The organism is Microcoleus vaginatus PCC 9802, assembly GCA_022701275.1.
Taxonomy (GTDB): Bacteria; Cyanobacteriota; Cyanobacteriia; order Cyanobacteriales; family Microcoleaceae; genus Microcoleus; species Microcoleus vaginatus_A.
The window spans coordinates 221,362-235,714 of record CP031740.1; the positions used below are offsets into that span (position 1 = coordinate 221,362).

Consider the following 14,353-nt stretch of genomic DNA (forward strand, 5'->3'; position numbering starts at 1 on the left):
CTTTGCGGTGCCGCTTTGCTCCCGATCGCACGCTTTTTTTTATTGGTTGAAGGTAATTTCAATATAAAAAAGTTGTTTTTTCGGCGGATGTATTTTAAGATGATTGTTTGAAAAAGTTTAAAAATCAATAATTATAATATAAGCAAACCAGTTTGGTGAGCACTATGCAAATCCTAGCCGCCAGCCTCAAAGCAAAAGTCCGCCAGCGTACCTTGGAACTGCAAGTTCTCAACGAACTTACTGCAAAAGTTCAAGCCGCTCTCAGTGTTGAGGAAATTTTGTCTGCGTGTCTGGCACATCTCGATCGCCTGATTCCCACAGAGGCGATCGCCATTTTGACGCTACCGGACGATCAAATATACCTGGAACACTTACAGCCGTTAAGTGCTAGCACCAAAGCCGAAATGGAAGGCCGCTTGCAAGCTGCTCGTGCTGAATGGCTTGCTGGCAATCGGGACTGGGCGCACAACATCAATCCGCCACCAATTGCTCAGTTTCAGTCGGTCTTGATGGCACCCGCCAACCTGGATGAAAGTGAAGAATTGTTGGGAGTATTTTTTATCGGTGCAGAGCAGGCAACTGCTTTTGATTTGGAACACCTTTGTTTGCTCCACACTGTAGCTCAAATTTGTGCAAAACAGTTAATAACTTTAGCACGTCAAACGACCAGTGTCAAGCATATATTTCAAAATAATTTGGCTGTGGATTCGCAAAGTCAAGAACTATTGTTGCGGGCTGTAATGGAGGAGGCTCCGGATAGAGTTTTTGCGAAAGATAGAAACTTTAGATACATTTTTGTAAATCAAAGTTTTGCTGAATATGTGGGGAAAAATGTTGAGGAAATTATAGGCAAAGATGATATTGAATTAGGGTTTTCAGCCGAATTAGTATTTGGCGATCGCAACAGCCAAATTAGGGGCATCCGCGAGGAAGATCGAGCTGTGCTGGCTGGGGAGAGGGTTCGCAATCCCTACCAGGCAATCCTCTTTGAAGGCGGAAAACAGCACATCTTTGACACGCAAAAAGTGCCACTGTGCGATGCAGAGAGTAATATATTTGGGGTTTTGGGTTTTTCTAGAGAGATTGGTCAATTGCAGGCCACAGATGAAGCCAGGAATCAAAGCCAAGCCAAACTGCAAAAAATTACTGCTAGCGTACCCGGTACGGTATATCAAATTGACTTGCATCCAGACGGCTCAATGGCTTTCTCATTTGTGAGCGCGGGCTGCCGAGAATTGTATGAAATAGAACCAGAGGTGGCTCAGCAGGATTTTAATGTAATTGTTGACATGATTCATCCCGAAGATCGAGATGATTTCCTTAACTCGGTGACGCTTTCTGCTGAAAATTTGCAGCCTTGGCGGTGGGAAGGAAGAATTGTTACTCCGTCGGGAAAACTTAAATGGGTGCAAGGAGCTTCGCAGCCAGAATTTCAAGCATCGGGAGAGATAGTTTACTATGGCTTGTTCACGGATATTAGCGCCCGGAAACAAGCAGAATTGAAGCTGCAACTTTATCAACAAATCTTTTTAAAATCCAACGATGCGATCGCGATCTTAGACCCCCAAGGCTATTACTTAGAAACAAATCAAGCTCACACGGCTTTGCTGGGTTACAGTGCGTCGAAATTGTGGGGGAAAACCCCGGCAACTCACATGGGAGAACCGGCATTTGCCTCCCTAATGCAAAGCTTGGCAGAAACTGGGAGTTACCGAGGCGAAATGACGTTTATTAAGGCTTTGCAAGAAGGAACAGTTGAGGTGGAGCTTTCGGCTTTTGCGGTTCTCAATGATGCTGGGGATGTAGTTTGTTACGTAAGCGTCAAAAGAGACATCACCGAACGCAAGCGAGCTGAGGATAAATTAAAACTTTACCGACAAATATTTTTAAACTCCAACGATGCGATCGTCATTATCGATGCTGACGGGTTTTTCCTCGAACAAAATCGTGCTCACCAAACGCTTCTAGAATACACTGACGCGGAATTAGAAGCAGAAGCGTCGCCGCTGGTTGCGGGCGATCGCTTTTTGGCAATTGCCCAAAGTTTAGCGCAAACTGGAAGTTTTCGGGGCGAAATTACTAACTGCACTAAAAAAGGCCAGACGCTGGCGATCGACGTTGCGGCATACTCTGTGATTAACAACGCCGATGATGTAATTTGTCACGTCTGCGTCAAGCGCGACATTACCGAACGCAAAAAAGGAGAAGAAGAACGGCAAAAATTTGTGTCGCTGATTGAAAACAGCAGCGATTTTATCGGTATGGCTACCCTCAAAGGCAACACGCTGTTTGTCAACGAAGCCGGACGAAAACTGGTGGGTGTAGAGAATCTTTCGGCAGTGCTTGATACAGAAATATGGGATTATATTGGGCCCACTTTTAAAGAGAAATTTAGTCAAGAGATTTTGCCAACAATTATCAGTCATGGCCAGTGGCAAGGAGAAGGTCAAATGCGGCACTTGCGAAGCGGACAACCAATTGATGTTGTGATGAATGCTTTTCTGGTCAAACACCCTCAAACCACCGAACCGCTGTGCTTTGCTGCGGTAATTCGCGATGTCACCGAACGCAAGAAAGCTGAGAGAATGCTACGGGAACAAGCAGAACAAGAACGCCTGGTTTCGGCGATCGCCCAGCGAGTCCGGCAGTCTCTCAACCTCACTCAAACTCTGATCACTGCTGTACAAGAAGTGCGGCAGTTGTTGGCAACTGACCGCACGGTAATTTATCGTTTTGAGTCCGACGAAACAGCGGTTGTTGTTGTGGAATCTGTAGGGGATGATTGGATGCCACTGCTGGGCAGAGAAGTTCCAATGACATCCTTTGGGGAAAGTTATGTATCTCTATATAGTGCTGGACAAATTCAAGCAATGGCAGATATTTATACTGCCGGTTTGAGTGAAAAACACCGAGATTTACTTGCTAGTTTGCAGGTCAGGGCTAATTTAGTAGTACCAATTTTTATAGGCGATGAAAGTCAGGAGTTGGCAACAGATTATTTGCCAAAAATTTCCCGAATTGGCTCCCATGGAAGGAGTTTGGAAACGAGTCAAAATCGGTTGTGGGGATTGCTGATTGCCCATCAGTGCAGAGGTCCGCGCGTTTGGACTGATTCTGAGGTGGATTTACTAGGAAGGTTGAGCGTACAGTTGGCGATCGCCATTCAGCAATCTACTCTTTTTGAACAAGCGCAGCAAGCCCGAGAAGCCGCCCTAGAAGCGTCTCGAATGAAGTCGTTATTTTTAGCAAATATGAGTCACGAAATCCGTACTCCCATGAATGGAGTGATGGGGATGACTGATTTGCTGCTGAAAACGAATCTTACTCCCGAACAGATTGACTTTGTGCAGACGCTGAAACTCAGCGGTCAAAATTTACTCTCCATCATTAACGATATTCTAGATCTCTCCAAACTAGAAGCAGGAGAAATGCGCTTAGAAATACTAGAATTTAACCTCAGTATCTGTATGAATGAAGTGCTGGATTTGTTGGCAACTCCCGCACAAGAAAAAGGTATAGAAGTGGTGGCCCTGATTGACACCGACGTGCCGCTACAAATAAAAGGTGATGCAGCGCGGTTGCGGCAAATACTCACTAATTTAATCAACAATGCTATTAAGTTTACAGAAGCAGGAGAAGTGGTAATTGAGGTTGCTGATGCTAGTAATCCTGGGTTATTGGCAGCCAGCGATAATCAGAAAATTTTAGAGAAGATCGAACCGTTAAAAATAGAAAACAATGACTCGATGCTCCTGCTGTTTAAAGTCACCGATACAGGAATTGGGATTGCTACCGAAGACCAAAAAAAGCTGTTTCAATCTTTTACTCAAGTTGATGCCTCTACAACAAGAAAATATGGTGGCACAGGTTTGGGGCTGGCTATTTCTAAAGAGTTGGTGGAGTTAATGGGTGGGCAAATCGGTGTGGAAAGTACCCCAGGCCAAGGCTCGACTTTTTGGTTTACTGTGCCGACAGTTAAGGAAAATTTAACTGGTGTCGGGACAGCGTGCGAAGTGAATTTGGAAACGGTGCTGGCGGGGCGAAAAATGTTAATTGCTAGCGACAAGCCGACAGTGCGAAAAGTGTTAGTGAGAATGGCTGTTGTGTGGGGAATGGAGGTTGAGGAGGTTGAGAACGGTTGGATGACGATCGCATCTCTGTACAAAGCTGTCAGCCTTAATTCCCCTTACGATATCGTTTTGGTTGATATTCAGTTGCCGGAAATGGTGGCGGGAAGTCTCGAACGCTTGAGGATTTCTGAGCCGGCAATGCAGCAGACAAAGTGGGTGGTGCTGACTTCAATGACTCAGCTTGCAGAGGCGAAACGCTTGGTAGATAGCGGTTTTAGCGGGTATTTAACTAAACCTGTGAAAGCTCACCGACTATTTGATTGCTTGGCGAATGCGATCGCCCCGAGTACGCTGATTGATGAGTCGCAGGCGAATCCAACGTCCAATCGAGCCTCGGCTATTGACAACCGAGACTTAGCAAGTTTAAAGATTTTGTTAGTGGAAGATACTCCTATCAACCAAAAAGTGGGTCTGAATCAACTCAGAGTTTTGGGATGCGCGGCGGATGTGGCCAATAACGGTGCAGAGGCGCTATCTATGGTTGCTCTGAAAAAGTATGACATTGTGTTGATGGACTGTCAGATGCCGGTTTTGGACGGTTACGAAGCAACGCTGCAATTGCGCGGCCTAGAAGCGGCAGATCTTGCTGCTGGCAAGATGGAGTCGCATCAAAAGACGGTGGTGATTGCGATGACGGCGAATGCTTTGAAGGGCGATCGCGAAAAGTGTCTGGCGGCGGGCATGGACGATTATATTAGCAAACCTATTTCGATTGAAAAGTTAAAATCGGTACTAGAAAATTGGTCGGTCAAGCTAAAAATTGAAACTCCCAAGTTTAATGGCGAGGAACTTCAAAATTCTGAGCCAGATCTCGAATCGGTAGTCGATATGGCGCGTTTGCACGAAATTTCAGGCGCTGATTTAGAGTTTGAGCGGGAAATACTGCAAGCTTTTGTGGTGGATACTGGTAGTTATTTAGAAGCTGCTAAGGAGGCGATCGCCTCGGGAGATATGGAGACACTCGCCCGCCACGCTCATCAAATTAAAGGTGTCAGCGCTACGGCGGCGGTGCGGTTAATGCCCGAGATGGCAGATCAACTTCAAAGTCTGGCTGAATCAAATGATTTGGAGGGGGCTACAAAAATCATCGCTGAATTAGAAATAATTCTGGCGGGGGTTCAAAACTTGATGCCTACTGAGTAATCAATCAATTTTCTTTTGAACCCGACTCTCCAGCCCGATCGCGGACGGCTCTTGGCAGCCCCCCACGAGCGAGCGCGTGTAAAGATTTTTAATCTTTTATCAAGATGTTTATCTCAATGTGAAGGAATTGGGAACTCTTATAACATCTTGTGTGTTGTAACTTATGACACTACTGTATTAAGTTATTGTGGTCAAATATAAAATAATCATTAAGCCGATCGACATGAGGGTGCTTTTCGTCGATCGGCTTGAGACACCAAGACCAGCTTTTCGCTATGCCCGCCCATTAGGTGCGTATTTACGCTCAACGAGGTTTTATGACTCCAGTCATGTTACGCCAACTCTGGTCCTTAATTGAGACCACCCAAGCTACTGTGTTAGTCAATTTAGACGATGCGACCTTGGTACAGTGGCTGCTAAAGCAGTTAAAAACGAACTCTGCGCTTAATGGCAAAGAAGCAGATGTGTTGGACGAATACATCCAGTCTCGGCTTTCCCTAATCCGCGATTTAGCTGAGCAGCGGCTAGCACCAGAGCTACTGTGAGCGCATTCAATCAAAATCGGATAAATATTCCAGGGAAGGGCGATGCTCCCTCGCGCTGGGCAGAAATACCAGAAAAGAAACCGGGTTTCAAGGATAAATCTTGGGTTTGACGACGAGGCCTCCAGCCGGAAACCGGGTTTCTAACTCTGGGCTCCCAGTTTGCTCAAAAAAAAAACAGGCGGGTAGTCGGTGCAGTTGCCGCAGTGCAGCACCGGATGCAGAACGGCTAATTTGAAGCCGGAGGCTTTTGTAGTTCGCAGATCGCCACAGTTCTCGACAGCTACAAGGTAGGATTGTCAGGAAAGCGTTCTACTAAAATCTATGCGTAAATGGGGATTTCTGTTACTAGCAAGTGTGTTATTTGTGGCACCGTTGGCATCTTGTAGGGATCGATCGGCACAAACCGGACAAACAACAGCAACAACTACTGCTCAAGGCCAATCGCAACAAGGTTCGAGCCGGATAGATACAATTGTCAGCCGCGGCAAACTGATTTGTGGCGTCAGCGGCGAACTGCCGGGTTTTAGCTTTGTAGACGAAAAAGGCAAATATTCGGGACTGGATGTGGATGTGTGCAGGGCTGTCGCGGCGGCAATATTTGACGATCCCGAAAAAGTCGAGTACCGAAAACTCAACGCTAAAGATAGATTTACAGTTTTGCAGGCCGGAGAAATCGACATTCTCAGCCGAAATACCACCTACACGGCCAGCCGCGACACCACTACCGGACTGGAATTTGCCCCGGTGATCTTTTATGACTCTCAAAGCATCATGGTCAAAAAAGACAGCGGCATCAAAACCTTACAAGATTTTGCGGGCAAATCTATCTGCGTGCAGACAGGTACGAGCACCGAACAAAATTTATCTGACCAAATGCGAAAATTAGGAGTTAAATACACTCCAGTCGTGTTTGAAGATGTGAATGCTACGTTTGCTACCTATCAAGAAGGTCGCTGTCAAGGTGTTACTGCCGATCGATCGCAGCTAGTCTCGAAGCGGACAACTCTGCCGAATTCCGAGAATAATGTTGTTTTGCCGATCGTGATGTCAAAAGAACCGTTAGCCCCAGCGGTGAAAAGCGGCGATCCTAAATGGGCGGAGGCGGTGAGATGGATAGTTTTTGCGGCGATTGAAGCTGAAGATTTGGGAATTAATTCGGGAAATGTAGACAAACTTGTGGCAAGCACTACAGACCCGAACGTCAAACGTTTGCTAGGAAAAGAAGGAGATTTAGGTAAAGGTTTGGGACTTCCGAACGACTACGCCGTCCGCGTTGTTAAGAAAGTGGGGAATTACGGGGAAATGTACGATCGCAACCTCGGGCCCAAAAGTACACTTAAGTTAGAACGGGGTCAAAACAGACTCTGGAAAGATGGCGGTTTGCTTTACTCGCCGCCGTTCCGCTAATTTTAGTTGACTGTTGACTGTTGACTGTTAACTGTTGACCGTTGACTGTTAACAGTTAACCAACAAGATATTTTAGACAGCAAGGTACTCCGCGCTTACCCGACTTTTAAGGTGCTTGTTAGGCGCACCCTACAAGATATTTTAGGCAGGCTAAAGTTAGGTAGAGTTCGCTCCACATTAAACAGTTATGAACCCAGAACCTCAACCGGGCAAATCGCAGACATTGCCCAAATTTAAAGATCTATCAAAACTGCTGCGGGACGATCGCTTCTGGAAAATAGCCGGACAGGCGATCGCCCTAATTTTAGTAATAGTTGTTATCGCCATTCTCTGGGACAATCTCAGTGCCAATTACTCGCAACTGGGGATTGCATTTGGATTTGATTTTCTCAATTCCCAAGCATCTTTTGACATCGGCGAAAGCGTGATTCCCTACAGTCCCGAAAACACTTACAGACAAGCTTATTTTGTCGGTTTAATCAACTCGCTGCGGGTGATGGGTCTCGGCATTATTTTCGCAACAGTTGCGGGTTTGACTGTAGGAATTGCGCGCCTTTCCGACAATTGGCTGCTGCGGAGTTTGGCTGGTTTGTATGTGGAAGTTTTGCGAAATACGCCGTTATTGCTGCAATTATTTTTCTGGTATTTTGCAGTTTTCATTTCCCTGCCAAAACTGGAAGACAATCAGCATATGAGGGGGCCGATTTACTTGACAAATCGCGGCATTGCTGTACCTTGGCCTGTGGCTTTGCCGGGTTTTGAGATTTGGGTGATTTTGCTAACAGTCGGAGTTTTGGCTGCGGCGGGGCTGTGGATGTGGCGGGCGCGGGTGATGTTGGAAGAAGCTAAGCCGGGAAGACAGTTGTTTTGGGCTCTAGGTGCGATCGGGCTGAGTGCAATCTTAGCTTTTATTATCACCAAAAATCTGCCTTTTCGTCTAGATTTCCCCCGCCTGACACCAGAATTGCAACTCGAAGGAGGATTAAAATTAACTCCTGAATTTGCAGCCCTGGTGACAGGACTCAGCTTGTATACTGGCAGTTACATTGCAGAAATTGTCCGGGCCGGAATTCAGTCAGTATCGAGAGGTCAGTGGGAAGCGGGAAAGTCTTTGGGGCTGAAGTCTGGAACAATGATGCGGATGGTAATTTTGCCGCAAGCTTTGCGGGTGATTGTGCCGCCTTTAACCAGTCAGTATCTGAATTTAGCTAAGAATTCGAGTTTAGCGGTTGCGGTTGCTTATCCCGACGTTTATTTTGTTGTGGGGTCTCCGACGTTGAATCAGACCGGTCGGGCGATCGAAGCAATGTTAATTATCATGGTAACATACCTAACAATTAGTTTGATAGTTTCTCTCTTCATGAATTGGTACAATAACACCGTACAAATTAAGGAAAGGTAAATAGTTGAGGTTAAATCTATTTGAATTGGAATAAAAGGATCTCGCGTCCAATGGCTTACAGTGAATTTAGCTTAGACCGAGTAACTAAAACTTGTGAATAGACGATTAAGCAATAATAAATAAGTCACAACTATCTTTGGGTTGCTAGTATCAAATTGGAGGTGGATCAAATGACACAAGAATTAATTGCTCTTAGAAAGAGCATATTGGAAGGGAGGTATAAGGATGCTTTGGCAATAGTCGATGAGTTAGATGGAATGAGCAAACAGGCAATTTTGCGACAAATCCAATGTTTTTTAAATGTTTTGCTGATTCACTTGATTAAAAATCAAGTTGAACAGCGATTAACTGGTTCTTGGGCAAGTTCGATTCGCAATGCAATCCGAGAAATTAAAAAGGCAAATATTAAAGATAATAAAACATCTTATTACATCAATTCTGATGAATGGGAGAGTTTTATAGAGGAGGAGGTGATTGAGGATGCGATTGCAGAGGCGGCGGAGGAAGTATTGAATGGTGTTTATACTCAATTTCAACTTGCAGAGATGATGGATAGAAACCTGATTCTTCAAACTGCTGTGAGGTTATTGAACTTGACTTATATCCATTCCGCCAAAGATTTACCCGCAGTGTTAGCCCAGCATTTAAGTCAGTTACCAGGTGGAGAAGATTGGATAAATCGGCGAAAATAAGATTTTTTTAGCCTTGGCAATTGGAAATCGCGTCTACACAAACAAAACTTGCCTACGCGGGTTAATAAAATAACTGGTTGTTACTCTACGTCATAGGATTGAAAACCGCTATATGGAAACTGTCCCAATATTACCGCCCCCAGCCACCGAATCGCCTACCCCTTGGAATTGGGCGCGCAAAAATTTATTTAGTACCTGGTACAACAGCCTTCTGACAGTAGTGTGCCTAATTATCGCCTTCCAAACTATTAAAGGAATTATCGTTTGGTCAACAACAAAAGCTCAATGGCGCGTGTTAGAAGCGAACTTGCCACTATTTTTTGCCGGCAGATTTCCCAGCGAATCCTACTGGCGGCTGTGGATAGTAACGGCCATAATTGCCTTCTTGGGAGGATTAACTTGGGGAAACATTCAGCGGCAAGAACGTCTCTGGAATCCCCCTTTACTAATTATACTCGGTGCTGCGGTTGTGGGTGCGGTCATTTCGCCGATCGACCTAACCTCTCGCCTCTACCTCTTAGGAATTATTATCGCAGCCGCCGCCAGCTATGCCATCGGAAGACAAATTAACCCTAAAATAATGAGTTGGATGCCTGCAATCTGGGTTCTTTCCTTCCCAATAGTTTTGTGGTTAATTAAAGGAGGGTTAGGTTTGACAGAAGTGTCAACAAATGATTGGGGCGGTTTAGTATTGACGCTGTTTTTAGCAGTTATTAGTATTGTGCTTTCCTTTCCTTTGGGAGTATTGCTAGCACTTGGCCGACAAAGTTCTTTGCCCGTTGTGAGACTGTTATCAACATTATACATTGAAATTATTCGCGGTTTACCATTAATTGGCATTTTGTTTTTAGGTCAAGTGATGCTGCAACTATTCTTGCCGCCAGAATATCCGAAATTGGATAGAGTAATTAGAGCGATTGCTGGATTAACGTTATTTAGTGCAGCTTACTTGGCGGAAAACGTGCGCGGTGGCTTGCAGGCCGTGCCCCGGGGACAAATAGAAGCAGCTAGGTCGATCGGACTCAATACACCCCTGCTTACAATTCTCATTGTACTGCCTCAAGCACTGCGAATCGTCATTCCGGCGATCGGCGGTCAATTCATCGGATTATTCATGGATACATCCCTGCTGTCTCTATTCGGAATGTTAGAATTAATCGGAATATCCCGCGCAGTTTTAGCAAATCCATCCTATATTGGCAGGTACGCCGAAGTTTACATATTCGTAGGCATCATTTATTGGATATTTTGCTACTCAATGTCCCTAGCCAGCCGCAAAATCGAGCGAACTTTAGGAGTAGGCCAGCGCTAAAAACTCATCTACTTTCATCTGCGTTCATCAGCCTTCATCTGCCTTCATGTGCGGTTAAAAAATAAAAAAATTATTATGGAAACTCAACTAACGGCCCCAGAAAAAGTAATCGTAGCAGAAAACGTCCACAAATGGTATGGACAATTTCACGTACTGCGCGGCGTCAGCATGACCGTAAACCGAGGCGAAGTCGTTGTCGTGATGGGGCCATCCGGTTCAGGGAAATCGACATTTATTCGCACATTCAACGCCTTAGAAGAATACCAACAAGGTAAAATTACGATCGACGGAATCGAACTTTCCCACGACTTACGCAACATCGAGACAATTCGCCGCGAAGTAGGAATGGTGTTTCAGCAATTCAACCTGTTTCCCCACTTATCAGTCTTGGAAAATGTCATGCTAGCGCCAGTATGGGTGCGCCGCTGGCCAAAGAAAAAAGCCGAAGAAGTGGCAATGCAACTGTTAGAAAGAGTGGGGATTTTGGAACAAGCAAAAAAATATCCTGGACAGTTGTCTGGGGGACAACAGCAGCGGGTCGCTATTGCACGTTCTCTAGCCATGCAACCTAAAATCATGCTGTTTGATGAACCGACATCAGCATTAGACCCGGAGATGGTGCGGGAAGTTTTAGATGTAATGCGAAATTTGGCTCAAACGGGAATTACAATGGTAGTGGTGACTCACGAAGTCGGGTTTGCGCGGGAAGTTGCCGATCGCATTGTATTGATGGATGGCGGCGTTTTAGTTGAAGAAGCGAAGCCGGAAGAGTTTTTTCAGAATCCGAAGGAAGAACGCACCCGCAAGTTTTTATCTCAGATATTGTAACGGATTTTCAAGTTTAATAGGTGGGTTGGGCGACGGTAGCAGCCGTCAAAATAGACATAATTAAGGTAAAATAAAAGAGTGTACAATCAGTCTCTATTTTGCTGAGATAGCTTGCAATGCCATCCACAAAAACTCTGCCGTTAGTTAAAGACTCGGAACGCCTAGAAAGTCGCCTCAAAGAAATCCCGGCGGTTCCTGGTGTATATTTAATGCGCGATGAGAGCGATCGCATCCTTTACATCGGCAAATCAAAAAAACTCCGAAACCGCGTCCGTTCCTACTTCCGGGAAAGCCAAAATCTTAGTCCCCGCATCGCGATGATGGTGCAGCAAGTGCGCGAAATTGAATTCATCGCCACCGACACAGAAGCGGAAGCTTTAGCGTTAGAAGCAAACCTCGTAAAACAGCACCAACCTTACTTTAATGTCCTCCTCAAAGATGATAAAAAATATCCTTATTTGTGCATAACTTGGTCGGAGGAATACCCGCGCATTTTTATCACCCGCAAGCGCCGCGCAGGTAGTGCAAAAGACCGCTATTACGGCCCTTACGTCGATACAGGAGCGCTGCGGAGTACGCTACATTTAATTAAGCGAATTTTCCCGCTGCGGCAGCGCCCTCAACCGCTGTTTAAAGACCGTCCCTGTTTGAACTACGACATCGGCCGCTGCGTTGGCGTTTGTCAAGGGTTAACTTCGCCGGAAGAATATCGAAAAATCATCCAAAAAGTAGCGATGATTTTCCAGGGGAGAACTGAGGAATTGCTCGATATTTTGCAGCCCCAAATGGAAGAGGCAGCCGAAGATTTAAACTTTGAAACGGCGGCGCGCCTTCGCGATCAAATTAAGGGTTTGCAGTCTTTGAGTGCGGGTCAAAAAGTATCTTTGCCAAACGATACGGTTTCTAGAGATGCGATCGCACTTGCGGCAGACACCCAGCACGCTTGCGTCCAATTGTTCCAAATTCGCGCCGGTCAACTGGTCGCAAGGTTGGGATTTATGGCGGAAATACCCTCCCAACTCCCCCTTGAAAAAGGGGGGCAAGAGTTATCTCAATCTATTGTAAAAGATGGGCAAGAGTTATCTCAACTTTCTCTTTCCTCCCCCCCTTCCCAAGGGGGGGAACGAGGGGGGGTAGAGGCCGGAGCGATTTTACAGCGGGTGTTGGAAGAACACTATCAAAATGTCGAATCTGTAGAAATTCCCAGCGAAATTTCAGTGCAGTACGAATTGCCAGAAGCGGAAATATTAGCAGATTGGTTGAGCAACCGTAAGGGGCGAAAAGTTACAATTTTGACGCCGCAACGGCAAACTAAGGCTGAGTTGATTGAGATGGTGGAACGCAACGCTGAGTATGAATTGGCGAGAATGCAAAGATTGAGCGATCGCAATTCTCAAGCAATGGAAGATTTAGCAGAAATTCTCGATTTGCCAGAAGTTCCTCGCCGCATTGAAGGTTACGATATTTCTCATATTCAAGGTTCAGACGCCGTAGCTTCCCGCGTCGTATTTATTGACGGTTTGCCCGCCAATCAACACTACCGCCATTACAAAATTAAAAATCCTGAAATTAAATCGGGTCATTCTGATGATTTTGCTAGTTTAGCAGAAGTTATCGGTCGCCGATTCCGAGGATTGAAGGAAGAGGGAAGAGGGAAGAGGGAAGATGGGTTTAGCGATTTAGAAGAACCGGAAGAAATCAGCAATTTATCCTCGGTTTCTCATACTATTTCCGACAAACCAGACTTAATTATGATAGATGGTGGCAAAGGTCAACTCTCAGCAGTTGTGGCTGTTTTGCGGGAGATGAATTTGCTAGAAGAGTTGCGCGTTGTCAGTTTGGCAAAGCAGCGAGAGGAGATATTTTTGCCGGGGGAATCTTTGCCGCTGCAAACTAATTCTGAGCAACCGGGCGTACAATTATTGCGCCGGGTGCGGGATGAGGCGCACAGATTTGCTGTGAGTTTTCACCGCGATCAAAGAAGCGAGAGAATGAAGCGATCGCGCCTTGATGAAATTCCCGGATTGGGACACCACCGACAAAAACAATTGTTGGCACATTTTCGGTCGATCGACTACCTCCGTTTAGCGACTCCCGAACAGTTGGCAGAAGTTTCTGGGATTGGCCCGCGTCTGGCGCAGCAAATTTACGATTATTTCCACCCGTAAAGTCTTACGCAGCATGGGAGACGGGGATTTTTGGGGCGAGGGGGCGATCGGGCCGCAAGTCCCTATTCCGCCACTGTGAGGGAGGTCTTCAAAATTTTTGCACAGGCCTATTGCAATTCCCAGAGGCTTGTGGTATGTTTAGTTTCTGTGCGCGGGCATAGTTTAGTGGTAAAACTTTAGCCTTCCAAGCTAACTATGCGGGTTCGATTCCCGCTGCCCGCTTACTTCTATAAAAAACCTCAAACCCACGAGAAATCAACGGTTTGAGGTTTTTTATTGCTAATTTTCTGGGTTGTCAAGGGGTCGGATTGACTAGAAATTGGATACAAATTGGATACAATTAGCCTCGTTTGAATACAAATTGAATACAATCCATGCCTACACTAGGTTTGAGCCGTTCTCTTCTGCTAGCAGCCCCAGAATAGCGTCGATATCAGCCAAGTCCGCCCTCGACTTTTTGGGCCGCGCTTTCAACTGGTTAAGCAGGTCGGCAGACTCTGGAATACGGGCGCTTGCTGAATGAGGCTTTGGAAATTGGGATGAGCGTACACAAAGAGGTAAGAAAGTTGCAAAATGGAAAGTGAAGTTGAGTTGCAGGTTTGTAGTAAGGACTTTAGTCTTTAAATCTAAGCTTTTAAGGCAGATGCAAGTGTCGCAGGGGTATGATGCGTCAGAGATCGATGGTTTCGATTTTAATAGGTTTGGACGATCTGACGCACCCTACGC

Annotated in this window: 8 protein-coding genes and 1 tRNA gene; all 9 read left to right on the plus strand. The window is 45.8% G+C overall.

The genetic code is table 11. The features are described from left to right. The first annotated feature begins 164 nt into the window (after positions 1 to 164). The 9 genes from D0A34_01025 (at position 165) to D0A34_01065 (ending at position 13,849) form a co-directional block, all read left to right on the plus strand. Positions 165 to 5,273, plus strand: coding sequence for a PAS domain S-box protein (locus tag D0A34_01025; protein ID UNU17622.1), 5,109 nt, complete (start codon positions 165 to 167; stop codon positions 5,271 to 5,273). 317 nt (positions 5,274 to 5,590) lie between these two features. Then, positions 5,591 to 5,818, plus strand: a complete 228-nt coding sequence (locus D0A34_01030; protein UNU22116.1) for a hypothetical protein — start codon at positions 5,591 to 5,593, stop codon at positions 5,816 to 5,818. A 321-nt stretch (positions 5,819 to 6,139) separates the two neighbouring features. Further along, positions 6,140 to 7,225 (plus strand): amino acid ABC transporter substrate-binding protein, encoded by a 1,086-nt coding sequence (locus tag D0A34_01035; protein ID UNU17623.1) that lies wholly within the window; start codon positions 6,140 to 6,142, stop codon positions 7,223 to 7,225. Positions 7,226 to 7,412: 187 nt separating this feature from the next. Continuing rightward, positions 7,413 to 8,627 carry an ABC transporter permease subunit gene (locus D0A34_01040; GenBank protein UNU17624.1) on the plus strand — a complete coding sequence of 405 codons (1,215 nt, stop codon included), beginning with the start codon at positions 7,413 to 7,415 and terminating at the stop codon, positions 8,625 to 8,627. A 170-nt stretch (positions 8,628 to 8,797) separates the two neighbouring features. Beyond that, a complete protein-coding gene (locus D0A34_01045; GenBank protein UNU17625.1) occupies positions 8,798 to 9,319 on the plus strand; it encodes a DUF29 family protein in 522 nt (173 codons plus the stop codon). A 112-nt stretch (positions 9,320 to 9,431) separates the two neighbouring features. Then, complete coding sequence (locus tag D0A34_01050) at positions 9,432 to 10,631, plus strand: amino acid ABC transporter permease (protein UNU17626.1); 1,200 nt, start codon at positions 9,432 to 9,434, stop codon at positions 10,629 to 10,631. Positions 10,632 to 10,706: 75 nt separating this feature from the next. Then, a complete protein-coding gene (locus D0A34_01055; GenBank protein ID UNU17627.1) occupies positions 10,707 to 11,459 on the plus strand; it encodes an amino acid ABC transporter ATP-binding protein in 753 nt (250 codons plus the stop codon). 116 nt (positions 11,460 to 11,575) lie between these two features. Beyond that, positions 11,576 to 13,627: an excinuclease ABC subunit UvrC gene (uvrC, locus tag D0A34_01060; protein UNU17628.1), complete on the plus strand. Its 2,052-nt coding sequence runs from the start codon at positions 11,576 to 11,578 to the stop codon at positions 13,625 to 13,627. Positions 13,628 to 13,778: 151 nt separating this feature from the next. Then, positions 13,779 to 13,849 (plus strand) — tRNA-Gly (locus D0A34_01065). Positions 13,850 to 14,353 lie beyond the last annotated feature (504 nt).

What these genes read in the sequence shown, in the direction of transcription:
- D0A34_01025 (UNU17622.1), top strand. Translation starts at nt 165, where the DNA reads ATGCAAATCCTAGCCGCCAGCCTCAAAGCAAAAGTCCGCCAGCGTACC.
- D0A34_01030 (UNU22116.1), top strand. Translation starts at nt 5,591, where the DNA reads ATGACTCCAGTCATGTTACGCCAACTCTGGTCCTTAATTGAGACCACC.
- D0A34_01035 (UNU17623.1), top strand. Translation starts at nt 6,140, where the DNA reads ATGCGTAAATGGGGATTTCTGTTACTAGCAAGTGTGTTATTTGTGGCA.
- D0A34_01040 (UNU17624.1), top strand. Translation starts at nt 7,413, where the DNA reads ATGAACCCAGAACCTCAACCGGGCAAATCGCAGACATTGCCCAAATTT.
- D0A34_01045 (UNU17625.1), top strand. Translation starts at nt 8,798, where the DNA reads ATGACACAAGAATTAATTGCTCTTAGAAAGAGCATATTGGAAGGGAGG.
- D0A34_01050 (UNU17626.1), top strand. Translation starts at nt 9,432, where the DNA reads ATGGAAACTGTCCCAATATTACCGCCCCCAGCCACCGAATCGCCTACC.
- D0A34_01055 (UNU17627.1), top strand. Translation starts at nt 10,707, where the DNA reads ATGGAAACTCAACTAACGGCCCCAGAAAAAGTAATCGTAGCAGAAAAC.
- uvrC (UNU17628.1), top strand. Translation starts at nt 11,576, where the DNA reads ATGCCATCCACAAAAACTCTGCCGTTAGTTAAAGACTCGGAACGCCTA.